Source organism: Phyllobacterium sp. (assembly GCF_037994425.1).
Classification (GTDB): Bacteria; Pseudomonadota; Alphaproteobacteria; order Rhizobiales; family Rhizobiaceae; genus Phyllobacterium.
Window position 1 is genome coordinate 1 of sequence record NZ_JBBNAM010000346.1, and the last position, 26,230, is coordinate 26,230.

The window sequence follows — 26,230 nt, forward strand, 5'->3', positions numbered from 1 at the left end:
CGCGTCAAGACCGATATCCAGAACGGGACAAGAATGCAGAACTCGGCAAGCATGCGTTGCACCGAAGAACCGCGCACCCAGACATAGGCAATGGCATAGGCGGCAACGAGCGATGCCGCCGTCACGATCAGGCAGATGCGCAAGGTGCGGGTGAAAACGGACTGCACGAGCGGGTCGGTGAAAAGCGCGCGGTACTGCCCGATGCCGGGCTCCGGCAGGGTAAAGCTCCAGCGCACGACACCAAGAAACGGCACAGCATAGTCAAGACCGAGAAACAGGAGCAGAGGGGCGAGCAGCAGGATCTTTCTTAAGGCGGCAGACTTCCCGATCATTCAGCGTCCTTCATGGCAGGAAAAGGCTTTGTCTGGCGCGAGGGCATTGGCGCCCCCGCGCCATCAACGTCAGGCAGAGATGACTTTGGTATATTCGTCGAAGGCCTTGCCGTAATTTTCGGCATACCACTCCATGTCAAGCGGCACCTGCTTTGTCATATTGGCAGGATCAACGCAGTTGACGCGCTTCTTGTCGGCCGGAATCAGCGCATCGGTCGCGGGATTTGCCGGGCCCTGGCCAAGCATGTTGAACATTTCGAGCTGCCGCTCGGGCGCCTGGGCACTGGCAATGAACTTCATGGCGTTTTCCTTGCCGCCAGGATTGTTCTTCATTACGCCGAGGGCGCCGGGTGAAATCAGGCCCTGATCCCAGATGAACTTGATCGTGCCGCCGGAATCCTGTTCAAGCAACTGCGCGCGGGTCGACCAGATCAGCGCCATCGATGCCTCGCCGTTCAAAAGCACCGACTGGCTCTCAGCCCCGCCGCCCCAATAGGCAACAACGTTCTCCTTGAAGGCGGCAATCTTGTCGTGTGCGCGCTTCAGATCGAGGGGATAGAGCTTCTCCGGCGCAACGCCATCGGCCATGAGCGCTGCCTCCCACATCGCCGAACCCCATTTATACAGTGAGCGCTTGCCGGGAAACTTCTTCACGTCGAAGAAATCGGCCATGCCCGTCGGGGCCTGGTCGCCGAATTTCGAGGAGTCGTAGGCAATGACATAGGAGAAGAAGTAGGTGGATGCGGCATGATCCCAGCCAAAGCCGGGACGCATCTTGTTCTTGTCGACGACCTTGTAGTCGATCTCCTCGAGCATACCCTGCTTGCCGAGCGAAATTCCCGAGAACGGATCAATGTCGAGAAGGTCCCAGCTCGGCTTGCCGCTCTTGAACTGCGCGGTGATCGCGCCTTCGGTGGGTCCCGATCCGTCCATCTTGACCGTAATGCCGCTCTCCTTGGTGAACGGCTGGCCGTAGGCCTTGTCATAGGCTGTCATCGCGTCACCGCCCCAGTTGACGAGCACCAATTCCTTGGCCTCGGCATGCGAAGCGGTGGCGCGCAGCAGCGCCGGCGCACCTGCAAGCAACATCGCAGCCATCTGGGTGAAGCGTCTGCGGCTTATCTCGCCGCGTTCGACCTTTTGGGCGAGGAGCTCAAGGCAGTCTTTTTGAAATGCGTTGTCCATGTTTTTTCCCTCTGGATTGTTATCGTCACTTTCCCCGCCGCCGCGCTAACCTAGCCTGGCAGCAAAAAACCCTGGTTCGTCGGCCACGAGACCCAGACATCAGTCTGCGGCGCGATGGGCGCCATGGCTGCCGTCGGCATCGAGACCGCAAGGCTTACCCCCTTGCGCGTGCGCAGGTGATACTTGGTCGAGGCACCAAAATAGGTTGCCCCCTCAACGCGGCAGGTAATGGCATTGCGATTTTCGGTATCGGGCCGCGTTGAAATCACCATGTGTTCCGGCCGCACCGCCGCCAGTGCGCTCGTTCCTTTAAGCGGCGCCACCTTGTTGAGGATGACAGTGCTCTCTTCGAACTTGCCCGCGGCGCGTTCCCCCTCGAGGCTGATCGCGTCGAGCGGCAAAAGATTGATCTCGCCAAGAAACTCGGCAACGAAACGGTTCTGCGGTCTCTCGTAGACCTCCCTTGGCCTGCCCACCTGCAACAGTTCGCCGTGATTGAAGATGGCAACGCGCGAGGAAAGGGCGAGCGCTTCCGACTGGTCGTGCGTGACAAAGACGAATGTCGTTCCCGTCTCCTCGTGCAGGCGCTTGACCTCTTCCTGCATCATTTCGCGCAGATTCTTGTCGAGCGCCGAGAAAGGCTCGTCGAGGAGCAGCACCGCCGGCTCAAAGACGAGCGCCCGGGCAAGGGCAACGCGTTGCTGCTGCCCGCCGGAAAGCTTGGCCGGCAACTTTTTTTCGTGACCGAGAAGGCCGACCCGTTCGACCATCTCACCGACCCTGCGCTTGATCTCGGACGCGGAGCGACCACGCACCTTCAGCGGAAAGGCGATATTCTGTTCGACCGTCAGATGCGGGAAAAGCGCATAGCCCTGGAACACCATGCCGTAGGATCGCTCCTCGGCAGGCACATCAGTGATATCCTTGCCGTCCATCATCAGGCGGCCCGTCGTCGGCGCCGTGAAGCCCGCCAGAATCATGAGAAACGTCGTCTTGCCGGAGCCGGAAGGGCCAAGAAGCGTCAAAAATTCGCCGCGGCCAATGTCAAGCGAGAGGTCTTTCAGCGCATGGAACGCGCCAAACGTCTTGCCAATCGATACGGCCTTGATCTCGGCGGCCTTCAAGTCGCCCAGTTGCATGGTTTGAGGCATTGATCGACTTTCTTTCCCCTTGTTTTTAAGCAAAGCCTAGGCACAATCCCGCGCCACGACAATTGAATTATATTGCCCTGATACGTGAATGAAATTCACGCCAGACCACATATCGCTCATGTCCACCGTTCAGGCATTGCGGGTTTGCGACAGGCGCGATTTCAGCCATTCCGTGAACGCCGCCTGGGCAGGGTGATCGATTCTGGCGTAGTCGGTGACGAGGAAATAGGATTTGGGCGACTTGATGCTGAGGTCAAAAGGCCGGATCAACTGTCCGGCGCGCATGGCCTTGCGGCAGGTCAGCTCGTCGCCCATGGCAATCCCCTGCGCGGTGATGGCCGCGGAAAACACCAGGTTCATGTCCGAGAAAACGATGCCACGTTCCGAATCGGGATTGTCGACGTTGGCAAGGGCAAGCCAGCGCGTCCAGTCCTCGAAGTCGTCGAGATGGAGGAGCGGCGCGCGCAAAATATCCCTCGGTTCGGCAAGACCGCCCAGATTGTTGAGCAGAACCGGGCTGCAAAGCGGTGTGAACTCGACTTCGCACAAAAGCTCCACCGAGCGGTTCGGCCAATGGCCGTCGCCGAACGCAATGAAGAGGTCAACGCTCGCATCGCTGACGTCATCGAGCTTTCGCGGTGTCAGGATGCGCAGCGCAACGTCCGGGTACTTTTCCTGGAATTCGGCGATGTGGGTGCAAAGCCACAATGACGCAAAGCCGGCCGTCGAGCTGATGCACAGCGACCCGCCGGTGCTCGCGGAACCTTGCCTTCCGCCGGCGTCATCAATGACAATCAGGGCCTTGCGCACGTCATTGGCGTATTTGCGTCCGCGCGGGGTCAGCATGACTCCCTTGCCCACCCTCTGCAGGAGCTCAAAGCCAAGATCGCGCTCGAGCAGACGCAGCTGATGCGAAACCGCGCTACGCGTCAGGTGGAGTTCCTCCGCCGCGCGCCAGACACTGCCATGCCGGGCAAAGCTTTCCAACGCGCGCAGCGCCTGGGTCGATGGGATGCGCATGGATGGGTCCCGGGACGAGAGGTGAATGGAATTTGCACGTTTTGAAAAAACATATCACTTTTTGTCCCGCCTTCCAGATGATTATCTTTCTTGAGGCGGGAGAATGTTCATGGTCACGGCAGCAGCGACATCGGCACTCAAATTTGTTGACGGACGCGCTGGCGACCTTTCGTCCTGGACGCGCACGATCTTCGATTTCGGCGAAACCGCATGGCGCGAATACCAGTCGGCGGACTGGTATGTTGATCGATTGCGCAAGGAGGGATTTAGCGTCGAGGTCGGGTCAGGCGGCATGCCCACGGCATTTTGCGCACACTGGACCAACAAGGCAGGCACGACCGGCAAGGCGCCGACCATCGGCATGTATGGCGAGTATGATGCCGTTCCAGGCAACTGCCAGGATGCAGCGACGCAAAAGCGTCCGCGCCCCGGCCTGAGCGCGCATGCCGGCGGTCACACCGATCCGCATTCGGGCCTCGGCATCGCCAGCCTCGGCGGGCTTCTTGCGACCAAGGCCGCAATGGAGCGCCACGGCATTGCCGGGACGCTGCGCTTTACCGGCGAGCCGGCCGAAAAGGTACGCGGATCAAAGCCGATCCATGCAGCCAAAGGCTATTATGACGGGGTTTGCGGCATGATCTCGTTTCATCCGTTCTACATGCTGCCGCTTTGCAACACGGTGCGCTGGGACACCCATTGTGGCGCTGCCTATTCGATGATCTACCGGTTCCTCTGCGAGGAGCCAGAACGCTGGGGCCTCAGCGATGGCGCGCCGATCCCGCAGTCGCATTCGGCCGTCAGGGCCCCCGGCGCCAATGACGCACTGATGCTGATGTACCTTGCCTCCAAGGCGCTGCGCGATTCCATGCTGCCGCATCAGGGCGGCTGGTCAATCAGTGAGGCGATCCTGACCGCAGGGCAGGCGACGGCCGACAACCTGCCGGCGGGGATGGCCGAGATTCAGTACATGATGCGCGTTCCAACGCTCGCGATGGCCGAACAGATCACCGCGGTCCTTGACCGCAATGCAGAGCATGCAGCGGCCATGTCCGGCTGCCGGGTCGAACGCCACTTTGTCTCAAAGTCACGGCCCGGACTTGCCAACCATGCGATGGCGCAGATCACCTGGGATGCCCTCAATGTCGTCGGCGCCCCGCACTGGGGCGACGGGGCAAGAAGCATCGCACGCGAGATACAGGCAAATGTCGGCATCGATCCGATGCGCGATCCATTCATCGACGCCTGCGAGCAGCTGATGGCGCCACAGGAGGCCGAGGCGATCCTGCGGCGGGATCTGCCGCCCTCGCAGACAAATTCGACGTCGGACGACTACACCGACATGACCTGGCACGCACCGACCGTCCGCTTCTACGTGGCGCGTCCCGCATTGAAGGCGCCCAAGGGCTTTGCCTATCCGGGCTGGGTGATGAACGCGCTTGGCGGCATACCCGAGACCATCGATCCCATGGTGACGTGCGCCGCAAAGACGGTCGCGCTTTCAGCGCTTCGCCTCCTTGAGGATAGCGGCGCAAGAAAGCAGGCACGGGACGAATTCATCGAGCGAACCGGGGGCGGCGTCGGCGGTTCGAAATGGATTGCACCGCTGTGCGACTACGAGCCGCCGATCAATTTCCGCTGGCCGGAATATGTAACAACTGCGCGCGGGCGCGAGTGGTGGATACCCACCGCCGCCTGATAAGGAGACAAGCGTCATGACACGTCACGAACAGGACTTTACGACCGAGGGCTTCACGTTGAAGCGCCGCAACCCCAATGGCGGCACCAGGCCACTTGACGGCTGGGGTTTTCGCAATGAGACCGATCCATTGACCGATGTGCTCCTCGGCTCACCGGCGTTCCTGCGGCACCTTTCGACGAGTTCGCTGTCACGAAAACACCTGCGCGAAGCGCCGTGCAACATCCAGGCGGCACAGGCCCAGCACAAGGAACTCGTGTCGGCCTACGAACATTTCGGCGTGAAAATCCATTGGCACGAGCCGGAGCCCGAATTGCCGATGCAGGTCTATGCGCGCGACTCGAGCGTCATGACGCCCTATGGCGCCATCATCACGGCGATGGCCAACTGGTGGCGCCGCGGTGAAAACTATGCGGCAATCCGCACCTATGAGCGGCTCGGTATCCCGATCTACGACATGGTGACAGCGGGCACCTTCGAGGGGGGCGATTTCAATGTGATCGAGGAGGGCTGCGTGCTCATCGGTTGCGGCGGCGCGCGCACCCAGGAAGAAGGCGCCCGGCAGGTCGAGGCCTGGTTCCGCAAGGAAGGCTGGGAAACGCGCCTTGCCTTCATCGACGAATATTATGTCCATATTGACCTGATGGTCGTGCCCATCGCACCAAAGCTGACGGCCGTGTGCCTTGCCTGCACCGAGCCTGGCATCGTCGACTGGCTCAAGTCCAAGGGACACGAAATCATTGACGTCCCGTTCCAGGACACCATGAACCTTGGCTGCAACTTCATGTCGCTTGGCAACGAGCGCATCATTGCGCCGTCTTCGAGCCGGACGCTCATCGACAAGCTCAGGGCGACAGGGTTCGAGGTCGCGGCCGTCGACATGAGCGAAATCTCCAAGACTGGCGGCGGCATCCATTGCATGGCGCAGGCGCTGGTGCGCAAGGCGGCCTGATCAGTAGTACGCGGCCGTCCTGTCGAGAAAGTCATGGAAATGCGCGATCACACCATTCCCGTCGATGAAGATCACGGCATAGGCGGGTGGCTCATGGGTGCTGGCAATGCGATCGGGAGAAAAATCAAGCGCGGATTGATGATTGGTACCGCGCAGGACGCTGACCGGTATGCCGCGCCAGCTCCCGGCGATCGGGCGGTGCGCATGTCCGGCAAAAATGTGTTGGACATTGCCGTGCTCGTGCAGCAGCGCATGAAGCGCCTCTGCTTCGATGATGCCCATGCGGTCAAGCAAGGGCATGTGAATGGGAAATGGCGGATGGTGCGAGAAAAGGAACACCGGGCGGTCCCGCGCCTCGACAAGGCGATCGCGAAGCCATGAAAGACGCGCCGCGTCAAGGCGCCCCTCCGGTCGACCGGGAAGCAGCGTGTCGAGGAAGATGAGCCGCCCTTCGCTCACATCTTCGACGCCCTGAACGAACCCATCATGCGCTGTAACCTTGTTAAAGACGCGCATGAAGGTCTCGCGATCATCATGGTTGCCCAGCATCAGTCGATATCGCGGCGCAAGGTCAACAAGGACCTCCGCCAAGGCCCTGTAGGTGATTTCCTCCCCGGTTTCGCTGAGGTCGCCGGTAAAGACCACGAGCTCGGCATCGCCATGATTGCGGTTGATATCGGCGATGCAGGCTTGAAGCCGCGCCAGGGGATCAAGACCGCACAGCGTCTCGCCAGGCCGCACCAGGTGAAGGTCTGTGACCTGGAGTATCTTCATGGATTTTCCTGGCGCTGCGAGGCAATGGCGCAGGAGGGCGCCAGGGCGCTGGCGCGCACGATGAGCCGCGTCGCAAGTCGCTCATGGGCGGGAGGACGCTCGGGATCTGCCTCCCGCTGATCAAGCAGCGCCACCGCACAGGCCGCCATGACCGCGGCATCTTGCCGGAAGGTTGTCAGGCTGAAGGCATCCCACTGCGCTTCGGGAACATCGTCAAAGCCGATCACTGACACGTCACCGGGAATGGCGAGCCTCGTATGGTGCCTGACATAGTCGATGAGCCCGAATGCGACGAGGTCATTGACACAGAACACGGCATCGGGTCGTTTTCCTCTGGAAAACAACTGCTGCGCTGCCTCCTGTCCACCGGCATAGTCGGAATTGCTGCCATTGCCGATCATGACGTCAGCGCCGTGCAGGCTCCCTTCATGGCAAAATCCGTGCTCCCGCTCCACAGTCGTCGGCGTGCGCGACAGGGTGCCGGCAAAAGCGAGCCGTTCTGCACCGCCGGCAAGGAAAAACCGTGCGGCTTCACGCCCGGCCCCTTCATTGTCGACATTTACATAGTCGGCCCCGGTCTCCGAACGACCAAGCACGATGAGCGGCTGGCCGTTGCGGCGCGCAAGATCGACGAATGACGAAGGCGGCGAGCCAGAAAGGATGATCGTCGCCTCGGCGCGGTAGCCGAATAGCATTTTCTGGGCGGCGACGAGCTCCGCCTCGGTGTTGCCGGTGTTGATGACGATCGGAACGCTGCCACGCTGGATCAGGGCCTTGGTCAGGGCGGCAACAAGGTGCGAGCGGTAACCGAGCTCGGGATTGGTGACGACGAGTCCGACCAGGCGGCTCTTGCGCGCGAGCAATCCGCGCGCAAGATCGTTGACCTGGTAGCCAAGCACTTCGGCCGCCTCCATGATCCTTTCGCGCTTCTTGGCTGAAAGACTGGCGCCGGGCGTGAAGGCGCGCGAGACAGCCGAGCGCGAAACCCCGGCAAGCTTTGCAACCTGCAGCGCGCTGACGAACTGCTTGTCTTCCTTCGCCGGTTTCTTGTTCTTGGATTTCATATTCAATGTCCGACCCTGGATAATACATCCGCCCGCAAGAATCGCTCCACGACGAGCATGAAACCTATTGAGGGGACGAGCAACAGGAGAGCGGTGATCGAGGCAATCTGGTAGTTACCGCCGGCGCCTGCCGTATAAAGCAGAAGCGGCAAGGTGCTCACATCGGGCGCACCGACGAAATAGCTGCCGGTGAATTCATCGAGTGATTCCAGAAAAACGAAAATTGCGCTTGCAAGGAGACCCGGAGCCGCGAGCGGCAGCGTCACGTCGAAAAATGCGCGCAAGGGCCCAGCGCCAATCGAACGCGCGGCCTCCTCAAGGTCAGCCTCCACAGCCGCAAAGGCGGCTGTCGCAATCCATACGGCATAGACGAGCCCATGCGTCACATGCACCATCACCACGCCGGCGATCGTGCCGTTAAGACCGATCTGATAGAAGAAACGGGCAATATTCACATAGACCGGCAGGTTGGGAAATGCCTGGGGTATCAGGAATGCGAGGAGGATCAGCCCGCGAAATGGCAGCCTCAGGCGCGACAGCGCGTATCCCGCCGGAATTGCAAGCGCCAGCGATACGATGACGGTAAGCGACGCTATGACGATGCTTGTCGTCAACGATGTCATGGCGTTCCCGCGCGGCGAAAAAACCCTTTGCCAGAAGCTGAAGCCGTATTCGAGCGGCAGCATATGCGGAAAATACCACTTTTCGGCGACGGTCCACAGGACAAGATTGGTGAGCGGACCGAAAATGACAAAGGCGATGAGGCCGAGCAAAAGGGCGCGCGGCATCCACCAGAGATCAAAGCGCGCCGTCATGAGCGTTCCTTGACTGATTGACGCAGGTAGAGGAGGGCAACGCCGGCCGTCATCAGAAGCGAGATCATGCCAAGGGCATTGGCAACGCCATAGTCGCCGTGGGCGTTGATGCGAAAGGCGATGTCAGCCGTCAGCATGGTTGGCGATTGGGCGTTGATCATCAGCGGCACCGAAAGCACCGACATCATCGTGACGAAAGACAGGATCAGTCCGACAAGAAGGGTGCCGGCAACCTGCGGCAAGACGATCTCGATGAGAATGCGCAGGCGCGAGGCGCCGAGATTGCGTGCCGCCTCGATGGTGCTGCGGTCAAGCGAAGCCATTGCGCCGGCAACAAGAAGGGCAACAAAGGGTGTCTGCTTCCACACGAAGGCGATGACGATACCGCGCCAGTCGAGAAATCCGACCGTCTGCAGCGGCGTCAGGATGCCAAGGCTGACGAAGACATTGTTCATCAACCCGTTCCTGGCAAGAAATGTGCGCATAACCTGGCCGACGACGATAAAGGGAATGAACATCGGCCAGCGATAAAGCCAGCGCAGCATCGCGACGCTGCGCGGATTTTCGCCAAGCGTCAGGTAGCCGCCGATGGCAATGGCAAGAACGCCGATAAGGGCGGTGGAAATTGCAACGATGACCAGTGTGAAGATCATGTCACTCGAATAGAGCTCGAACGATTTGGCGAAATTGTCGAGGCCATACCGCTCGCCAACCTCGAACGCGCCGACAATCGAGGCAAACAGTGGCACGATGAAGAAGACGAGGATCATCACCAGCGCTGGCAGGACAAGCAGAATGGCAAGGAGGCGTTGTTGCATGAACGGATCCCGGGTGAGGGCGGCCGCCGGCCCGGCCGGCGGCCTTGACGGCATCAGTTGGCTACGTTCTTTTCGTAGGCTTCGAGAATGGCCGTGTTATAGGGCGCGATCGGGAATGGCTTGCCATTTTTGGCAAGATCATCCGGCGTGATATCGACGAAGAGCTTGTCCCAGCTGGCCTTGTCGAGCTCGGGCTGGACAAACTTTGCATCAATGCCCGGATACCAGTTGAAACGCTTGACGATGCCCTCGGCCTGCACCTTGGGACTGGTCGCCAGTGCAACGAATTTCTCGGCAAGCTCCGTATTCGGGCTTTTCGCCGGGATGACGTAGTGCATGGGCTGGCCGGGCATGCCGGGCGCCGGAAGGAACAGTTTCATTTCCGGCGGGAGCTTGCCGTCGGCCTTCCACGAATAGAACATGTCGACCCAGACCGGGCCCATGGCGATCTCGCCGCGGCTCAGCATATCGAGCGTTCCGGCATTGCCAGGGGTGAGCGTCGCATTCGTTGTGAAATCCTTGAGGCTGGCAAACGCCTTGTCCCACTTCTTCGTTTCGGCCTCGTCGAAGGGGCCGTTCATCAGCTTGTTGGCATCGCCCTCGCCAAAGGCATAGATCCAGCCCATGACGAAACTGACGCCCGAGGCGCCGCCCTTGATGCCATTGTAACCGAACTGTTTGGGGTTCGCCTTGGCCCAGGCAACAAGCTCCTGATAGCTTTTGGGCGGATTCGGGATCAGCGCGGGATTGTAGGCAATGGCAGTCTGGCTGGAAAACATCGGCATGACATAACCATCGACATTGGCGCCAAGGGCAAGCTTTGCCTTTTCGCTCGTCACCATCTCGCCCGACGCGATCTTGGAGCGATAGGATTCAAGGTAGCCATCCTTGACGAGGGGACCTGCGAACTTCTCGTGGACAACGGCAACGTCCACATCCCATTTGTCGGCATTGGCCTTTGCCTGCGCGTCAAAACGCTCGAGGATCTTTTGCGAACCTGCATCGCCGGGCCCGGTTCCGACAACACGCACTTTCGAGCCTGGGTTTTCCTTCTCGAAAAGCGGTGCAAGGTAGTCATTGACATAATCGACCATGTTCTGGTCGCCAGCGGTGATGACAGTTAGATCGGCCGCGCCAGCCGGTGTTGCTGCGAGGCCTATGACGAGCGAAGTCTGAAGAAGATATTTCATTCGTTAACTCCCTGAGAAAGATGGTTATTCGGCCCTTATTCCCTGGCACCCGGAGAGGGCACCAAATCTTACAAATGAAGTGCCTCATGCGTTGAAGATGAACAGCGAATTTTCTGGTATATGCACCTTGACGGCCTCGCCCTGATCAAAGGGCTGGTCGGCGTCGACCAGGATCTCCTGATCGCCAAGATTGACCGCATGGCGCCAATGCCCGCCGGGATAGCTGACACTTGTCACCTGACCGCGCAATTCAAGGACACCGGCACCCGGCGGCGCCCGTTCGCCGGCGCGGGTAAGGCGCGCCGCTTCAGCACGAAAGCGCAGTTCGACAGGCCCGCTTAGAAGTTCGCGTCCGGTGCGCGACGTCACGGTCGATGGGCTGATGGCACTTTCCATCAGTTCGACATGGTCGCTGCTCACCCGCGCCTGCATCGTCAAGAGGTTCTCCGCGCCCATGAATGCGGCGACAAAGGGAGAGGCCGGGCGGTTGTAGACATCCTCAGGCGAGCCCTGCTGTTCGATCCGCCCTGCATTCATGATGACGATACGGTCGGCCATCACCATTGCCTCTTCGCGGTCATGGGTGACGTGAATGGCGGTGATGCCAAGGCGCTTTTGCAAGGACCGGATCTCATGGCGCACGGTCAGTCTGATGCGCGCATCGAGATTGGAGAGCGGCTCATCGAGGAGGAGAATTTCGGGATCAATCGCCAGGGCGCGGCCAAGGGCGACGCGTTGGCGTTGTCCGCCGGAAAGCTGTCCGGGCTTGCGGTTGCCGAGGCCGCCAAGGCCAAGGAGTGCCTGCATTTGCGTGACGCGAGTTTGAACATCGTCACGCGAACGCCTCTGCAACTTCAGCCCATAGCCGATATTCTCGGCCACCGTCATGTGTGGCCACAGGGCGTAGGACTGAAAGACGAGCGCCATGCCCCGCTTGTCCGGTGGCATTTTTGTCACGTCGCGACCCGCCACCGAAACGGCCCCGGCTTGGGGCTTGGCAAAGCCGGCAATGGTCCGCAGCAACGTCGTCTTTCCGCAGCCCGATGCGCCGAGAAGCGCCACGAACTCACCCTTGCCGATCGAAAGATCAAGGTCGCTGAGGACGGTCGTTCCGCCATAGCCGACGTTAAGATTTTCAACCCTGAGAAAAGCATGCCCGTTCATATTTGTTCCCGTATTGCACAGCTGCGCAACTTTTGTCCTTCTACTGTCTTTTCATAACAGCACCGTGACAAGTGAAAATTGCAACGCTGCTGCTTCAAAATTGAGACTAGGCGGGAAAACCCGAGCGCCTGAATGCGCGTTCATCGTAGTTGAAGTTCACCTGGAAGATAAGCTAAGAAGCCTAATTACTTGAATCTTATCGCTTTATTAAAGCATGATACCTAGTTGTAGGAAGAGACTCAGCGCGCAGTCGACATATCGTGGCACTCGGGATAGCGCACGGGCGCTCCGAACTTGCCACCAACTTCCCGAGCGCTCCGCTCGGTCATTGCGCTTATTTGCGGACGCACAGGCTTTCTCTCCCACATCGTTGCACTGTCCCCAACGGAAAGCGTCACGGTCCTTTATGGCCGCCCATCGGTGATACGGAAAATCATGCACGCAAATAATATGCTTCGATCGTCTTTTTTAAGTTCGCGAAATCGGTGTCCGCAAATCCCATAGCCTTCAGGTCTTTCGAGCTTTTATCGGTGATGCCTGTGAGAAAGGTTACAATATGATCATATATTTTCTTCGCACAGCAATCTGCTCGTTCATCGGAAGGAGCTGGGAGAGTCGCAGAGCATCGCTCTCATGTTTCTTGATCGATTTTGAATCAACTTGTTCGCCCGCATCCTTCCTGCGAGACAGGTCCAGCCAAGCGTAGGCTTTTAGTGGAATGAGGCAAACTTCATTCACGAGTGAGACGCCGTTCACAACCGTCTTGTGTTCGTGAATCAGCTTGTAATAATCCTCATCAAGCAGGATGGCGGAAAGGCTCGCAACATCCTCTCCCGCTGGTATCGGCGTTAGATGCGAATTTTCGCTAAGTTCAAAATTATCCGGACTTCTTGAGAACAACTCAAGCATGAACGGATAGTCGGAACTCGCAGGCCTGGAAAACCGATAAAATCTCTTTTCGCCAGTGCTTTTTTGCTGGACTTTATATCCCCCGTCCTGGATGAATTCCCAAAATGCCTTGGCGAAATTTGAGTTCAAGAGTTCCAGACAAAGCACAATATCCAAATCTTTCGTGGCGCGGCTCTCCAAGCCTGCCTGGTCAAGCACAAGGTAGGCGGCGGTTCCTCCGATCAAGGCATACTGGTCGTGGTAGTCTGAGAATTTCCGTTGAAATGTTTCAAGCCCGGCTACCATACGTGCTGCTCCATAAGTTCGTCCTTTGCAATCGACATCCGTTCGTCAATCTCATCTGAAAGGCTCAGGTAGAGTGAAAAGATGTCCACTTCGTTCTCAGTCCCCAACAGCATTGGATCGTATTTCCAAAACTGAATGTTGCTGACATCTGTTTCCTCATAGTCCGGAGGCAACAACAGGTGTTCCAAATGCTGCTTGGAGTCTTTGTCGACCGCGTAGGTGGGAGTAGGGGGCTCTCCAAGCATGGTATGGCGCGCAAGGGCGCTTTCCCCCGCTATCAGCGCCTTTTTCGGAAGGTGCCTTGCTTCAATCAAACCGCTCTCTTGTACAGGACTGCGCATGTGGGGGCGCGCAAGCCGCCACAAGTCCTGTCGGGCAAATGGGACATGAATCAGGCGTTCGCGACCGGAATCTGTAACTTCAGCCAAGTTAAATGCTGCCAGTTCATTGGCTATCCTTGATCCTGTCATGCGGCTAAATTTGAGATTGAGCCCAAGCGCGGTGGGACTCAAAGGAGTTTTAATCCGGTTCAACAGATATGCGATTATAGTAAGCTGCGCCGTCGGGGAAAGCCTCTTGTGAAACCTGACGACAGGTTGAGCCACCTGGTTTCCAATCTCATACCCGAGCTGCGGCCAGAAGAGCCTCTGCCACGGTACGCAATGGGCTATTCCATTTTCAGTGAGTTGTTGACGGACGTAGGCCCGCATTCTTTCGAATACGAGAATATACCCCCCGTCTCTAACCATATCCGGGGTGGCGTTCATGATTATTGAGAGGTGTTTGTTGAACGCTTTAGGGCGGAAGGTCGTCTCGTCTTTCACCGTTATGGCAAGGTACCTTTTGGACCGGGCGGTAATCGAATTGAGGAAGTAGTTCGAATTGATATACGAGGGGATGCGTTTTTGCCCAAGGTCCTGAACCAAGAGCTCTTCCCCGATGTTCCTGCTGATGTAAGCCTGAAATGACGCCATTAAATCTATCATAACTTATTGTAACATGAATTTTTGATTGTAACAATAAATCTGTTACAACGAGAAATTTACGTTACGATTGCACCTAATGTCCTGTTTTAAAATGCTTATTCTCGATAAATCATTGTTTGTTACATGGATGATCATCAGCATTTTTATTGTAACATTAAAATCGAAAAACTAAAGTGCAATTCTGTAGAGTGCCCTGTGCGGCCGCACGCCACCGTTGACGCATCACCCGTGTGGGCGGATTACTTAAAGCGTCACTCTGTCCTGTCAGCGTCACCATTAAGGACCGGTCGCTCCGCAAAGTCGGGGGCGAGTGAACCCCTTGTGAAAAAGCCACGCCTCATCTACCACTGCGACTCTCGCGCGTTTTCAATCACCTTCCACCCGTTTCCAGACGGATCGCGGAAGCCGGCATCGACAGTGCCGTAGCGTTCAACCGGTTCCTGCGTGATCTCCACGCCTCTTTCGCGCATCTGATCACAGGTGGCGCGGCAGTTGTCGACATGAAGGACAAGCGGAGGCATTGCTCCCTTTGCCACGATCGCCTGCAGCGTTTGCGCGGTCGCCGCATCAAGCACGGGCGACTGCGGTGCGAAAAGACCCAGTTGGAACGACGGCTGATCAGGGTGTTGCACCGTAAGCCACCGGTAGTCCCCGTTGCGCACATCGGTATGCACGCGGAAACCGAGCTTCTCGACATAAAACTGGCGCGCTTCCTCCTGATCGCGAACGTAAAGACCGACTAATCCGACACCTTGGCTCATGGGACCTCCGTTTTCTAGGCTCCGTTATTACTAGCGCTTCCATCTCGCCGTCGCTTCTCCGAAACTGCTATTGTGAGATCAGGCCGGAGGGCAGCGCTCAGTATGCAAGAAGGCACTTTAGCGCGCTGACATGGAGCATCGCTCCCAAGCGTACGCAGCTCACTGGGCGTTTTGCCGATGATGTCACGAAACGTGCGTCCAAATGTTCCGAGGCTGTTCCATCCGGTCGGGAACGCGATTTCGGTAATCGGCATATCTGTGTCTCGCAGCAGCGCTGTAGCCCGCTCAAGCCGGCGCGTCAGCAGATATCGGTGAGGCGGGAGGCCAAAGGTCTCTTTGAATGACCGAGCAAAATGCGCTTGCGAAACACCGCTGACGCGCGCAAGCCGCCTTACGAGCCATGTCTCGTGTGGAGCGGCATCCATGCGATCTCTCGCACGCAGAAGACGGCGTAACAGAGCGGGGGGCTTGGCCGTATCCGGTGCTACGACATTCGCCGGCATTGCCATTTCGTCGGTCATCGTGGTCATTGCTCCCTGTTACCAATTTGGCAGCTTCAAGCGACGTCTTCAACGTGTCGGATCGTGGCCCCTGGCAGCCGAGGCAAATGTCCACACATCAACGGTCCCTTCGCTGTGTAACCGTTACGTACTTGCGCTGGCGCCAGATAAGACAACGCCATACTATCGCGGGAAGGTCCTGGGCAAGTGCATCATTCCCAGCGGCATTAAGCATTCCGGCCTTTGTCGTCTGCAGCGAGGAGAAATGGGATGACGTTTTTGAGAAGGCCACGCATCGATCGAGCCCTGGGCAGGTCAATTCTCATTCCCGTTGCGCTTGCCTTGGCGGTCTCTTCATCGTTCAACTTCAGCCCAGGGCACGCCGCCCAATCTGTTCCTATTGACGGGTCCGTTCTGCCATTCCCGGCAGAACCTATGAAGGGAATGGCCCAGCCGCGCATTCAGGATTCGACCATGCAATGGCCATCCCCTCCTCAAAGGTTGCCGGCAAATGCCCCCAACATTCTGATTGTTCTGCTTGACGATGTCGGCTTCGACATTTCTGGACCGTTCGGCGGTGAGGTCAATACGCCAACGCTATCGAAACTTGCGGGCGAAGGCATCAGCTTTACAGGGTTCAACACCACTTCCATCTGTTCGCCAACCCGAGCCGCTCTCCTCACAGGTCGAAATCACACGCGAGTGGGATCCGGCACCATTGCCGAACGCGCCGTCGCCTTTGACGGCTACACGGGCATCATCCCGAAAACGGCAGCAACTGTCCCGGAAGTGCTGAAGAACTACGGGTATCACACATCGGCCTTTGGCAAGTGGCACAATACGCCGGCGATCGAGACAACATCCATTGGCCCGAAGGACCATTGGCCAAATGCTTATGGCTTTGAATATTTCTACGGCTTTCTCGGCGGTGAGACATCGCAATGGGAGCCGCGCCTCACCGAGAATTACGATGCGGTTGAGCCGCCGCACGATGACCCGGAATATCACCTCACCAACGACCTGGTCGACAAAGCCCTGAAATGGCTCGACGACTATCGGGCCTTCGACCCCGACAAGCCATTTTTGATGTATTGGGCCCCCGGCGGCGTGCACGGACCACATCAGGTGTTTCCCGAGTGGGCCGACAAATACAAGGGCAAGTTCGATAGTGGCTGGGATGCCTACCGTGAACGCACCTATAAACGCCAGCTTGCAATGGGGGTCATCCCTGAGGGAACGAAGCTCACCGAACGCGATCCGACCATGGCTTCCTGGGACAGCATTCCTCAGGCCCAGCGCCCGTTCCAAGAGCGCCTGATGGAGATCTTCGCCGGTTTCGTCGAACACACCGACACGCAGGTCGGCCGCCTTATTGACGGCATGGAGAGCCGCGGGCTCAGGGACAACACACTAATCTTCTACATTTTCGGCGACAACGGCTCGAGCGCCGAGGGCCAGCAAGGATCAATCAGCGAACTTCTTGCTCAAAACAACATTGCCAATACGGTCGAGCAGCAAATCGAAGCCCTCGACAAGCTTGGCGGCCTTGATGCGCTCGGCACGGGCAAGACCGACAATATTTATCACGCGGGCTGGGCCTGGGCGGGCGGCACACCATTCAAGGGCACAAAGCTGATGGGGTCTTACTTCGGCGGCACCCGCAATGCGATGGTCGTTTCCTGGCCCGGCCACATCAAGCATGACGGCAAGTTCCGACAGCAATTTCACCATCTCGTCGACATCGCCCCAACGCTCTACGATGTGCTAAAGATAAGGGCTCCACAGGTTGTTAACGGCTACGATCAATTGCCAATCGATGGGACGAGCTTGGCCTATACCTTTGATGATGCAAGCGCCTTACCACAGAAGCACGAGCAGTTTTTTGACAACAACGGAAGTCGCGGTATCTATGTTGACAGCTGGTTTGCCGATGTCCCAGGCCCATTCATTCCCTGGGATACGCCCGGATCGGCCAAGCGTTTGGCAAATTGGGATTCGGCTGCAGACGAGTGGGAGCTTTACGACCTCAAATCGGACTTTTCGCAGGCGAGGGACCTTGCCGCCAAGGAACCCGAAAAGCTCGACGTGCTGAAAAAGCGTTTTCTTGAAGTCGCGGGCGAAAACAAAGACTTTCCGATCGGCGCAGGCAACTGGTTGCGCCTGCATCCTGAAGATCGCATCAAATCCTCCTACAACACATGGACCTTTGGTCAGACCACCCGCCGGATGCCGGAATTCGCGGCCCCGGGTGTTGGTCGCGAGAGTACAAAGGTGAGGATCGATACCGAAATCGGCGACAACGCCAATGGCGTGGTCTATGCCGTAGGCGGAGCCGGCGGAGGCCTTTGCGTCTACTTCATGGATGGACGGCTTGTCTACGAATACAACATGATGATCATCGAGAACTACCAGGCCGAAACCGCAAGAATTCCTGCTGGCAAGCATGCGATAGAGATCGCCACCACGATACCAAAACCTGCCGGCCCGGCAGATGTGATCATCAAGGTAGACGGGAAAGAAGCGGCAAAATTGACGGTAGCTCGCACAGTGGCTGCCGCCTTCACCGCAACGGAGTCATTCGACGTCGGTGTCGATTTGGGATCACCTGTCTCACAAGCCTATTTCGACAAGCGCCCGTTCGAATTCAACGGAAAGATCAACCAAATCAAAGTGGAGCTGGTCAACTGAAACGAGGCGGGTAAACACGTGGATGGCCGCTTTTGGCGCAGAGCGCGTCAAACAAGCACAGCTCCTGCGGTCAGCCGACGGAGCGCAATTTGCATGCCAGCACAGGATTGCGAGCACATATCGGCGCTAGCCTTTGAATGGAACTTCACATTTGAACCTGGTCGGCCCACAATGTCGACTGCTTGCATGGCGAACATAACGAAACACCGACGCGAAAAGCCCGAAGGAGGATCGTATGGGTGAGGATCATGTTTACAAGAAGATCGAACTCGTTGGCAGTTCAACCGATTCAATTGATTCAGCGATCAAGAATGCGATCGCGCGCGCCTCAAAGAGCTTGAGACAACTCGACTGGTTCGAGGTCGATCAAATCAGGGGGCACATTGAAGATGGCAAGGTAGCCCGATTCCAGGTCGTTCTCAAAGCCGGCTTTCGCCTGGACGAATGAGCGGTTATCAAGGAGACAGCCATGGCTGAAAGCCAGTCCCCGAGCGGCCCCGATCTGAGTGAGGGCGTTGCCCTTGATGGAGAAAAGCTTCTCGGCCATGTCGGCGAAAAAGATGTTCTCGTCGTGCGAACAGCGGACGGGATATTCGCCATTGATGCCCAATGCAGCCACTATCATGGTCCGCTTGTTGATGGGCTCGTGGTCGGCAATACCGTGCGCTGCCCCTGGCACCATGCCTGTTTCGACCTGATCAATGGCGAAGCTCTCCGAGCACCTGCTCTCAGCCCGTTGTCGTGCTGGGATGTCGAGCAGCGAGACGGGAAGATATTTGTTCAGAACAAACGCGATCAACCACCAAGAAAGGAGCCCGCAGGCGCCGACGCGCCCCAGCGGATTGTCATCATTGGTGGTGGCGCGGCAGGTTTTGCTGCGGCGGAAATGCTTCGGCGGCGTCAATATCAGGGCAGTATCATCATGCTGAGCGCGGACACTGCCGCCCCCGTCGATCGGCCGAACCTGTCAAAGGACTATCTGGCTGGAAGCGCGCCGGAAGCATGGGTGCCGTTGCGTTCGGACAAGTACTACAGCAAGGCCAACATCGACCTTCGCCTTCAAACAGAAGTCATTGCGGTCGACGCCGCGGCACGGCATGTCGTCACCGCAAACGGAGACACGATTGCCTATGATCGGTTGCTCCTGGCAACAGGTGCAGAACCGGTGCGCTTGACCATACCCGGCGCGCATCAGCCCAATGTCCATACGCTGCGTAGCCTTGATGACAGCCGTGCCATCATCGCCGCAGCCAAGAACGCTCGGCGCGCCGTCGTGATAGGGGCGAGTTTTATCGGGCTCGAGGTCGCCGCGGCGCTTCGCGCACGCGATATCGAGGTTCACGTCGTCGCTCCCGCCAAGCGCCCGATGGAGCGGGTTCTCGGGCCGGACATGGGCGATTTCGTGCGAAGGCTCCATGAGGAGCACGGTGTCATTTTTCATCTCGAGGATACGGTTACTGCAATCGACGGTTCAAAAGTCCAGCTTAAGAGCGGCGCCGTACAAGAGACCGACTTTGTCGTTGCCGGCATCGGCGTCAGGCCATGTCTCGCCCTGGCCGAGCAGGCTGGTCTTGCTATCGACGACGGGGTGGCGGTCAATGCGTTTCTTGAGACAAGCGTTCCAGGGATTTATGCGGCAGGCGACATTGCGCGCTGGCCCGATCCGCATTCCGGTCAAAATATCCGTGTTGAACATTGGGTCGTCGCACAACGCCAGGGGCAGGTTGCCGCACTCAACATGCTGGGCCAGCAGCAAAAGTTCGAAACCGTGCCCTTCTTCTGGAGCCAGCACTACGACATCCCGATCAACTACGTCGGGCACGCCGATGACTGGGATGAGATCATCGTTAACGGCGATATAAACGCGAAGGACTGCAGGCTTCAATACATGAGCAACGGAAAGGTGCTGGCCACAGTCACGATTTACAGGGATCTCGAAAGCCTGGAGGCCGAAGTCGTCATGGAGCGCACGACCGCTTGATACGATAATGGCAGGCTTTGGCGCAAAGCGCACATTGCCTATCCAATTTTTAGGGCCGTTGCGTAGCTCGCAAAATCTTAAAGACAGATCCAATGTTTTGCTTTGGTCAGGAAGTTCCCGGCCGCAAGATGGGGCAGCGGCCGGGGGCTGACTTGGGTTATCCATGGGGTGGGGGTCAGCGAATAAAGGCTGCGCCCATATGGTTAACAAATGATTGAAGCCTGGCGTGCGGTAATCGTGGATGAAACGCCAGGCTTCGGTCAAAGACAACTTGACGTTGACAATTAAGCGCGTTCACGACTTGCGGATCAAGACACCCATTGGAAGCGCATCTGTTTGAGCTAATCGAACCCTCCGCCGCGCTACCGGCATCGATGCTCTCGGTAAATGGATGCTGACACCGGGTGTTGCCGGCAGAGCGTTGGCGATGGTCAAGAAAGTGTGAGTGCACCCGCCGAAGGTCGAGGACCCGCACGCTCCGCCAAAGCCAGCCCCAAAGCAACCCGAGGCATGGGTACCCCGCCGGCGGCCTGATACCGCTTTGACCGGGCACGCATCGGGCAATGGTCCACACAGTATATCTCGCTGCAGTCGTGGTGCTCGGCGTGGCTGTGCGTCAAGACGGCGGCGGGCCTTAGCGGTTGATCGGCAAGCAGGAAGTGCAGAATATGTGGACCGGCTCGTTGACACATCTTCGTTGCAACAAGCGGCCGACGTTGACAATTTAAGGACAGGGCTTCGTCTGGCCTGTCTCCCCATGACGGGCGCTTTGCCTTAAAGGCCGCAGACCTAATCTTGGCCACAACCACGATTATCCCCAAAGTCTCGGCCTTCGCATTACGGCCCATCAGACACGGGTTGGACATGCTGGCGCGGAGACGCAAATGGAGGAGATTGTCACCAAATTCCGGACAGGGAAGGCCTCGATCACTCGATGTTTAGTCGCAAGTTCACAAAGACGATCTCGCCATGCCGTCAGGTATCAGATGCTCATAGGCCAATATCTCAAGGGTTCCGCGATAGATCATCTCCAAAGCCACGTACAGAATGATGGCAAGGCCAACGTACGCAATCCATCGGTGGCGCTGCAACAAACGGGCGATCACGCTTGCAGCCATACCCATCAGTGCGATCGAGAGCATGAGACCGAAAACAAGAACAACCAGGTGATCACGCGCAGCCCCGGCAACGGCAAGGACATTGTCGAGAGACATTGATACATCAGCGACGACGATTTGCCAGGCCGCCTGCGCAAAGGTCTTGCGCGGGCGGTTTCCTGACGCTTGTTCGTCGAAACCAGGATCCCCGTCTTCGAGGGCGTCGCCGCCGTCGCCTTCTGTCGTATCGTTGCCACGCAGCTCTCTCCACATCTTCCAACAAACCCAAAGAAGCAGGATTCCACCTGCGAGGAGAAGGCCGATTATCTGCAGGATCTGGCTCGTCGCCGCAGCAAAGATGATGCGAAGGACCGTCGCCGCTATAATTCCAACGAAGATGGCCTTGTTTCGCTGCTCGCGCGGCAGACCAGCAGCAGCGAGTCCAATAACGATCGCATTGTCACCGGCGAGGACCAGATCCATCATGATGACCTGGAAGAGAGCCGAGATTGCTTCAGCAGTGAGAAGTTCGCTCATCTGGCACCGTACTTTTCGTCATGGGATGGTGGATTGGCTGGATCGGTCGAACGCACAAGCACGGAAGGCCCCGCATTGCGATGCCGAGACCATACTAATCCTTACGAACGACACGAGAATGGATTCCACGAGAGCCAGGCCATCCGGTTGAACACTCAGTCCGACATCACAGCTCGCTAGAACTGCCAGAGGGGCCCGGCCTGATGCATCATTTCTAATCGAACAAAGTTGCAAGTTCAAGCGGGTGCTTGCCCGGCTCGTTCTGCCTACCCTGGACGAAACTCGATCGCCTGACATGATGGCCGGCGACCTTTACGCCATCGTCGCATCTTAGGCGCGTTTCATATTGCCTCGCCAACTTCCTCGACGGCTGTATCGTTAAGCCGAGCAATAATAGCTGTGATATAGTTGCCTAACGGCCGACAGACTAACAACACAAACTAGTCGTTGGGCGGATCCGATGCCTGGAGGTTCCGCGGAGCCGGTTAGTCCCAACGGCGACGCAGGTTGGCTATTTGCTAAGGGCGTACAATGTAGTCAACGCCAGGGATTGGATTGGCGTAGTCATCCAACGTCAGACAAGCTAGCCCACTTAAGCGCCCGAATGGTCTGATCGGGCCTATGGATTGGTGTTTGTTGCGAGGCTCTTGAAGTATGAATCTAGATGATCTTGAGCGCGTAGTTATCGACACCGATCCTGGCATCGATGATGCTCAAGCGATACTATTCGCAATTCGTCTGGGAGCATTCCGGATTGTAGCGGTGACAACGGTGTTTGGGAACTGCGATGTTCGGACGGCCACGCGCAACGCGCGTATCTTGCTTGAGCTAGGCAACGTAAAGGACATCCCAGTTTTCATGGGAGCCGGCGAGCCATTGATCCAGCGGCGACTCGGCTTCGCCACTGCAGTCCACGGACCTTACGGTTTCGGCTCCTTACAACCCACAGAACCTGCGTATCCGATATCGGAGGGGTATGCAGCCGACCAAATGGCACGGCTCGTTGTTGACAACCCGGGGCGGATCACCATTCTAGCCCTCGGGCCGCTGACAAACGTGGCGCTCGCTATGCGCCTCGAGCCTAGGTTCACCAGACTTGTTCGACGGATTATCTTCATGGGTGGGATCGTGCGCGGCCCTGGCAACGTCGCCGCCGTCGCGACTGCCAATGTGCTAAACGACCCGGAAGCCGCGCGAATTGTGTTCGAATCTGGCGCCGACGTTACGATGGTCGGGCAGGATGTTACCCGGCATGTGAGGATAAGGCCTTCGCTCATCAAGGCCTTCCGGCGCGACGAAGGCACGTTCACGAAGTTTATTGGCGAAATCACGCGCTTCTATGAAAGCGCTTATAAAGAACTGGAACCAAATATTCGTGGGTTTCCGGTCCACGATCTACTTGTCATCGCCTACGCCGTGCAGCCGTGCCTTTTTGAGACACAACGGTTACCTGTCACAGTTGAGACGACAGGGACTGCGACTCTTGGTATGACAGTCGCAGATTTCCGCCCCTCAACAAAAGCGCAACCCAATGTCACCGTTTGTCTCAAGGCCAACGGGAAAGAAATTCTAGCGTGGTATAGTAGAGTGATCATTGGATCCTAACACGACTTCACAAATCCTGTGGGACCAGTGATTTACATGTGACTTGCCCTGCGCCTTGACGTTGAAGGAATACTTTCTGCCGGTTGTCGAGCTGCACTCACCGATTCAACCCAATCACACTGGACCACCGCCACCAAGACCAGGCTGATCCCGCGTATTTGAGGGCGGCTGCAAGACCAACTCGGGCTGACGCCGGAAATGGCCAGACAACTCGGCCTGCACTTCTAAAGAAATCAGGACGCGCGGAGGTGCTTCCACAGATTTCCCCAAGATCTTACAGGCACGTTCAGGGAGAATCCCACCAGCGCGCCCAGACCAGCGGCAACGCCTGCAGCAGGGGCGGCGGCGGCAGGCACCACAACCACAGCAGCGGCTGCCGAACCGATCACGACAGTCAGGTCAACCGCGCCTACCAGTGTCCCAGCGGCGGCCCCAATAAGAAGGTCTCCCAGTTCAGGCGCTTTGTCGTTTTTCAGATTTTGGCCACTCGCCAGACTACAGACCTTTTCCTGAATGAATTTCAGTCGTGTCTCAACCTCCTGATAGTCCTTTAAGTCGAGACCGCTTTGCTTCATTGCTGTTATGGCCCGATCCAATTCAAAGAAGGCGTCTTCTGGCACGTTGGCTCTTCTCAAAATCTCGATTTCAACCTGCTGAAATGCCTCCAAGTAGCCCCTTATTGCCTCGGTCCCCTCGGGGAGATTGGTCGATGCCTGTTGAGCAGCCTGGACGAGAGCATCCAAATCCTTCTGCAATTCCGGATCTTTCACCAGTCTGGTGAATGCGCTGCAAGATATCCGAAGCAGGCGTTGCACGTCGTCCGGCGAAGGCACTTTTCCAGGAGCAGGTCGGAAAGGCACCATCTGTTGAACGATATTTCTCCAGTATTCCGTGTCCCGTAAAATACCCATGGTGTCCCCCTAACCGATGACTTGAAAAAGCGATTACCAGCAACCTTTGAAAACGATTGGAATTATTGTGCGCCGTGAGAACCCAATCATGATACCTCCACAATTGCGAGCGTAACAGGGGTTAGGAGCTCACCGCCATTTTCTCTAGGAAGTCGGGACAAGTCCTCTGCAAGGGACGTGGGCTCGAGGCTTTTAGAGCGAATCGTGGACAAGTCCCCGGCAAGGATTATAGGCGGGCTACGTCAGACATGGGGCTGCTGCTATGCGAAGGCCCGCTAAGCAAGGTTCCGCTCACGCACGCCAGCAAAGGTGTATTAATCGCTGAAGGGGATTCCTGGTTCGACTATCCGTTTCATGATGTCTTGAGCGATCTTGAGGACAGTTACGGGTACGATCTGGAGTCGGCAGCGCATCGCGGCGACACCGTCGAAGATATGGCCTATTCGGATGGACAACTCGACGATTTCTCACGGCGGATTGAAAAGGTACTTCGTACTCACGTTGAACCACGTGCGTTCCTGCTGTCAGGAGGTGGTAACGATGTGGCGGGTGACCAGTTCGCCAGCCTGCTCAATCACGCTTTGTCAGGTTTGCCGGACCTAAACGACCCCATCGTAACAGGCGTTATCGACCAGCGCGGGCGTGACGCGTACGTCAACCATCCTGGCTGCGACAACTGAAATCTGCAAGGCGCATATCGGTCATACGGTCCCAATCGTAATTCACGGCTATGACTATCCCGTACCTGACGGCCACGGATTCTGGGGTGGATGAGGCCCATTTCCAGGCCCATGGCTTGAGCCGGGCTTTCGTCGCAAGGGCTACGCAGACATGAGCAAGCGGAAGCAAATCTGTGTGAAACTGATTGACCGCTTCAACGAGATGCTGGCTGGGATCGAAGGAAAGCCTCCCTTTCAACATGTCAAATTTCTGAATTTGCGGAACACGCTTCCGACCGGTTCGTCCTACAAGAACTGGTGGGCAAATGAGTTACACCCAACGCAAAAGGGCTTTGACGCGATCACTAAAAAGTTCGCCGCCATAATCTGACGGCTTCGCCAGGCGCGCGCGCGTCGCCCATTCGCCGACGACACGCCGTTGGAATGGCCTGCGGTCCACTGCACCTCAAGCTATTCGAGGTGCAGCTCAAGCGAGCTTTCCCGGACGCGGAAGACGTCAAAACGTTGATCCCGTGCCGAACGTATCCGCGGCTATGTCCGGTGCGACGCACGATCTCCTTGATCGTTGCTCCATCCTTCGTCAGATCGAGTATGGCAGCATTGGCCTCTTCGCGCCGCAGATAGCCTCATATTGAATGCGCTCGGCCGCGGTGAGCAGATCGGGATCGATCTTGGTGGCTCGGATTACCGACCGGATACTGCGCATGGACTTGCGGACAGCATCCACAAATACACGGCTGGCGCTTTCTATCAGGTGCCATCGGTCTGCTACTTGCATCGCATGTGGCAGCGCCTTTGCCACAGCCAGCCGTCGCCTTCGCCGCGATCTCGAGCAACGATCTCGATCTGCTGGCTTGCACTTCTTAAGTCGATTTTGGCCACTTCTTAAATGGTTCAACACTCGGAAAGGTGAGCAACCGGCGCCCTGTCAGGTAGCGATCTGCGACGGTTGTCATCCAATGTCCTGAGCATTTCGATGGCCGAAATCAGCGGATCGTGACGACGGGAGGAGCGAAACACGAAGGTCTGCAAAAATCGAACCGAATATTTGCGCACATTGTAACGACATTCGGCCGCTAGCCGCTGATAGGCAATGCCGTCCCGTCCCTGGTTTTAGTTAATAGCGCCG

Annotated in this window: 22 protein-coding genes and 2 pseudogenes; 7 read left to right on the top strand and 17 right to left on the bottom strand. The window is 57.4% G+C overall.

Going from position 1 to position 26,230, the window contains the following annotated elements; translation table 11 throughout:
- The 4 genes and pseudogenes from AAAB35_RS22850 to AAAB35_RS22865 form a co-directional block, all read right to left on the bottom strand.
- A pseudogene (locus AAAB35_RS22850) lies at positions 1-332 on the bottom strand (ABC transporter permease); the annotation flags it as partial.
- A 69-nt stretch (positions 333-401) separates the two neighbouring features.
- The gene (locus AAAB35_RS22855) at positions 402-1,517 is read right to left on the bottom strand and encodes an ABC transporter substrate-binding protein (RefSeq protein WP_340670571.1); all 1,116 of its coding nucleotides are present in this window, start codon (positions 1,515-1,517) and stop codon (positions 402-404) included.
- Between the two features lie 50 nt (positions 1,518-1,567).
- On the bottom strand, positions 1,568-2,668 hold the full coding sequence (locus tag AAAB35_RS22860; protein ID WP_340670572.1) for an ABC transporter ATP-binding protein: 1,101 nt from the start codon (positions 2,666-2,668) through the stop codon (positions 1,568-1,570).
- Between the two features lie 129 nt (positions 2,669-2,797).
- Positions 2,798-3,688, bottom strand: coding sequence for a LysR substrate-binding domain-containing protein (locus tag AAAB35_RS22865; protein ID WP_340670573.1), 891 nt, complete (start codon positions 3,686-3,688; stop codon positions 2,798-2,800).
- A gap of 109 nt (positions 3,689-3,797) precedes the next feature.
- On the opposite strand from AAAB35_RS22865, the gene AAAB35_RS22870 reads away from it, so the two are divergent.
- Together AAAB35_RS22870 and AAAB35_RS22875 are read left to right on the top strand one after the other, a co-directional pair.
- Positions 3,798-5,384 carry an amidohydrolase gene (locus AAAB35_RS22870; RefSeq protein ID WP_340670574.1) on the top strand — a complete coding sequence of 529 codons (1,587 nt, stop codon included), beginning with the start codon at positions 3,798-3,800 and terminating at the stop codon, positions 5,382-5,384.
- A 16-nt stretch (positions 5,385-5,400) separates the two neighbouring features.
- On the top strand, positions 5,401-6,336 hold the full coding sequence (locus AAAB35_RS22875; protein ID WP_340670575.1) for a dimethylarginine dimethylaminohydrolase family protein: 936 nt from the start codon (positions 5,401-5,403) through the stop codon (positions 6,334-6,336).
- On the opposite strand, the gene AAAB35_RS22880 is transcribed toward AAAB35_RS22875, so the two are convergent.
- The 10 genes from AAAB35_RS22880 to AAAB35_RS22925 form a co-directional block, all read right to left on the bottom strand.
- Positions 6,337-7,110, bottom strand: a complete 774-nt coding sequence (locus tag AAAB35_RS22880; RefSeq protein WP_340670576.1) for a phosphodiesterase — start codon at positions 7,108-7,110, stop codon at positions 6,337-6,339.
- A complete protein-coding gene (locus tag AAAB35_RS22885) occupies positions 7,107-8,174 on the bottom strand; it encodes a LacI family DNA-binding transcriptional regulator (RefSeq protein WP_340670577.1) in 1,068 nt (355 codons plus the stop codon). Before AAAB35_RS22885 ends, AAAB35_RS22880 begins: the two co-directional genes overlap by 4 nt.
- Positions 8,175-8,176: 2 nt before the next feature.
- Positions 8,177-8,989, bottom strand: a complete 813-nt coding sequence (locus AAAB35_RS22890; protein ID WP_340670578.1) for an ABC transporter permease subunit — start codon at positions 8,987-8,989, stop codon at positions 8,177-8,179.
- Positions 8,986-9,807 (bottom strand): ABC transporter permease subunit, encoded by an 822-nt coding sequence (locus AAAB35_RS22895; RefSeq protein ID WP_340670579.1) that lies wholly within the window; start codon positions 9,805-9,807, stop codon positions 8,986-8,988. The genes AAAB35_RS22890 and AAAB35_RS22895 overlap by 4 nt, the downstream gene beginning before the upstream one ends.
- A 53-nt stretch (positions 9,808-9,860) precedes the next feature.
- Positions 9,861-10,997 carry an extracellular solute-binding protein gene (locus AAAB35_RS22900; RefSeq protein ID WP_340670580.1) on the bottom strand — a complete coding sequence of 379 codons (1,137 nt, stop codon included), beginning with the start codon at positions 10,995-10,997 and terminating at the stop codon, positions 9,861-9,863.
- A gap of 84 nt (positions 10,998-11,081) precedes the next feature.
- On the bottom strand, positions 11,082-12,161 hold the full coding sequence (locus tag AAAB35_RS22905; RefSeq protein ID WP_340670581.1) for an ABC transporter ATP-binding protein: 1,080 nt from the start codon (positions 12,159-12,161) through the stop codon (positions 11,082-11,084).
- Between the two features lie 549 nt (positions 12,162-12,710).
- Positions 12,711-13,355, bottom strand: coding sequence for a hypothetical protein (locus AAAB35_RS22910; RefSeq protein WP_340670582.1), 645 nt, complete (start codon positions 13,353-13,355; stop codon positions 12,711-12,713).
- Positions 13,349-14,329 carry a hypothetical protein gene (locus AAAB35_RS22915; RefSeq protein WP_340670583.1) on the bottom strand — a complete coding sequence of 327 codons (981 nt, stop codon included), beginning with the start codon at positions 14,327-14,329 and terminating at the stop codon, positions 13,349-13,351. The genes AAAB35_RS22910 and AAAB35_RS22915 overlap by 7 nt, the downstream gene beginning before the upstream one ends.
- Positions 14,330-14,682: 353 nt before the next feature.
- Positions 14,683-15,102: a VOC family protein gene (locus AAAB35_RS22920; RefSeq protein WP_340670584.1), complete on the bottom strand. Its 420-nt coding sequence runs from the start codon at positions 15,100-15,102 to the stop codon at positions 14,683-14,685.
- A gap of 14 nt (positions 15,103-15,116) precedes the next feature.
- Positions 15,117-15,632 (bottom strand): helix-turn-helix transcriptional regulator, encoded by a 516-nt coding sequence (locus AAAB35_RS22925; RefSeq protein WP_340670585.1) that lies wholly within the window; start codon positions 15,630-15,632, stop codon positions 15,117-15,119.
- Positions 15,633-15,872: 240 nt separating this feature from the next.
- Between AAAB35_RS22925 and AAAB35_RS22930 the strand changes: the two genes are divergently transcribed.
- From AAAB35_RS22930 to AAAB35_RS22940, 3 genes are all read left to right on the top strand, one after another.
- A complete protein-coding gene (locus AAAB35_RS22930) occupies positions 15,873-18,290 on the top strand; it encodes an arylsulfatase (RefSeq protein WP_340670586.1) in 2,418 nt (805 codons plus the stop codon).
- Between the two features lie 235 nt (positions 18,291-18,525).
- On the top strand, positions 18,526-18,738 hold the full coding sequence (locus tag AAAB35_RS22935) for a dodecin (protein ID WP_340670587.1): 213 nt from the start codon (positions 18,526-18,528) through the stop codon (positions 18,736-18,738).
- A 21-nt stretch (positions 18,739-18,759) separates the two neighbouring features.
- Positions 18,760-20,271, top strand: a complete 1,512-nt coding sequence (locus AAAB35_RS22940; RefSeq protein WP_340670588.1) for an FAD-dependent oxidoreductase — start codon at positions 18,760-18,762, stop codon at positions 20,269-20,271.
- A gap of 950 nt (positions 20,272-21,221) precedes the next feature.
- On the opposite strand, the gene AAAB35_RS22945 is transcribed toward AAAB35_RS22940, so the two are convergent.
- Positions 21,222-21,905 (bottom strand): TerC family protein, encoded by a 684-nt coding sequence (locus AAAB35_RS22945; protein ID WP_340670589.1) that lies wholly within the window; start codon positions 21,903-21,905, stop codon positions 21,222-21,224.
- Between the two features lie 654 nt (positions 21,906-22,559).
- Between AAAB35_RS22945 and AAAB35_RS22950 the strand changes: the two genes are divergently transcribed.
- Positions 22,560-23,510 carry a nucleoside hydrolase gene (locus AAAB35_RS22950; RefSeq protein WP_340670590.1) on the top strand — a complete coding sequence of 317 codons (951 nt, stop codon included), beginning with the start codon at positions 22,560-22,562 and terminating at the stop codon, positions 23,508-23,510.
- 233 nt (positions 23,511-23,743) lie between these two features.
- Here AAAB35_RS22950 and AAAB35_RS22955 read toward each other — a convergent pair whose 3' ends face one another.
- Positions 23,744-24,421 (bottom strand): hypothetical protein, encoded by a 678-nt coding sequence (locus AAAB35_RS22955; RefSeq protein WP_340670591.1) that lies wholly within the window; start codon positions 24,419-24,421, stop codon positions 23,744-23,746.
- 248 nt (positions 24,422-24,669) lie between these two features.
- Between AAAB35_RS22955 and AAAB35_RS22960 the strand changes: the two genes are divergently transcribed.
- Positions 24,670-25,101 (top strand): hypothetical protein, encoded by a 432-nt coding sequence (locus AAAB35_RS22960; protein ID WP_340670592.1) that lies wholly within the window; start codon positions 24,670-24,672, stop codon positions 25,099-25,101.
- 364 nt (positions 25,102-25,465) lie between these two features.
- Here AAAB35_RS22960 and AAAB35_RS22965 read toward each other — a convergent pair.
- Positions 25,466-25,947 (bottom strand): annotated as a pseudogene (locus AAAB35_RS22965) (ISL3 family transposase); the annotation flags it as partial.
- Between the last annotated feature and the right edge of the window lie 283 nt (positions 25,948-26,230).

Excerpts from the sequence above, each read along its gene's own strand:
- AAAB35_RS22855 (WP_340670571.1), bottom strand. The coding sequence starts at position 1,517 with ATGGACAACGCATTTCAAAAAGACTGCCTTGAGCTCCTCGCCCAAAAG.
- AAAB35_RS22860 (WP_340670572.1), bottom strand. The coding sequence starts at position 2,668 with ATGCCTCAAACCATGCAACTGGGCGACTTGAAGGCCGCCGAGATCAAG.
- AAAB35_RS22865 (WP_340670573.1), bottom strand. The coding sequence starts at position 3,688 with ATGCGCATCCCATCGACCCAGGCGCTGCGCGCGTTGGAAAGCTTTGCC.
- AAAB35_RS22870 (WP_340670574.1), top strand. The coding sequence starts at position 3,798 with ATGGTCACGGCAGCAGCGACATCGGCACTCAAATTTGTTGACGGACGC.
- AAAB35_RS22875 (WP_340670575.1), top strand. The coding sequence starts at position 5,401 with ATGACACGTCACGAACAGGACTTTACGACCGAGGGCTTCACGTTGAAG.
- AAAB35_RS22880 (WP_340670576.1), bottom strand. The coding sequence starts at position 7,110 with ATGAAGATACTCCAGGTCACAGACCTTCACCTGGTGCGGCCTGGCGAG.
- AAAB35_RS22885 (WP_340670577.1), bottom strand. The coding sequence starts at position 8,174 with ATGAAATCCAAGAACAAGAAACCGGCGAAGGAAGACAAGCAGTTCGTC.
- AAAB35_RS22890 (WP_340670578.1), bottom strand. The coding sequence starts at position 8,989 with ATGACGGCGCGCTTTGATCTCTGGTGGATGCCGCGCGCCCTTTTGCTC.
- AAAB35_RS22895 (WP_340670579.1), bottom strand. The coding sequence starts at position 9,807 with ATGCAACAACGCCTCCTTGCCATTCTGCTTGTCCTGCCAGCGCTGGTG.
- AAAB35_RS22900 (WP_340670580.1), bottom strand. The coding sequence starts at position 10,997 with ATGAAATATCTTCTTCAGACTTCGCTCGTCATAGGCCTCGCAGCAACA.
- AAAB35_RS22905 (WP_340670581.1), bottom strand. The coding sequence starts at position 12,161 with ATGAACGGGCATGCTTTTCTCAGGGTTGAAAATCTTAACGTCGGCTAT.
- AAAB35_RS22910 (WP_340670582.1), bottom strand. The coding sequence starts at position 13,355 with ATGGTAGCCGGGCTTGAAACATTTCAACGGAAATTCTCAGACTACCAC.
- AAAB35_RS22915 (WP_340670583.1), bottom strand. The coding sequence starts at position 14,329 with ATGGCGTCATTTCAGGCTTACATCAGCAGGAACATCGGGGAAGAGCTC.
- AAAB35_RS22920 (WP_340670584.1), bottom strand. The coding sequence starts at position 15,102 with ATGAGCCAAGGTGTCGGATTAGTCGGTCTTTACGTTCGCGATCAGGAG.
- AAAB35_RS22925 (WP_340670585.1), bottom strand. The coding sequence starts at position 15,632 with ATGACCACGATGACCGACGAAATGGCAATGCCGGCGAATGTCGTAGCA.
- AAAB35_RS22930 (WP_340670586.1), top strand. The coding sequence starts at position 15,873 with ATGACGTTTTTGAGAAGGCCACGCATCGATCGAGCCCTGGGCAGGTCA.
- AAAB35_RS22935 (WP_340670587.1), top strand. The coding sequence starts at position 18,526 with ATGGGTGAGGATCATGTTTACAAGAAGATCGAACTCGTTGGCAGTTCA.
- AAAB35_RS22940 (WP_340670588.1), top strand. The coding sequence starts at position 18,760 with ATGGCTGAAAGCCAGTCCCCGAGCGGCCCCGATCTGAGTGAGGGCGTT.
- AAAB35_RS22945 (WP_340670589.1), bottom strand. The coding sequence starts at position 21,905 with ATGAGCGAACTTCTCACTGCTGAAGCAATCTCGGCTCTCTTCCAGGTC.
- AAAB35_RS22950 (WP_340670590.1), top strand. The coding sequence starts at position 22,560 with ATGAATCTAGATGATCTTGAGCGCGTAGTTATCGACACCGATCCTGGC.
- AAAB35_RS22955 (WP_340670591.1), bottom strand. The coding sequence starts at position 24,421 with ATGGGTATTTTACGGGACACGGAATACTGGAGAAATATCGTTCAACAG.
- AAAB35_RS22960 (WP_340670592.1), top strand. The coding sequence starts at position 24,670 with ATGGGGCTGCTGCTATGCGAAGGCCCGCTAAGCAAGGTTCCGCTCACG.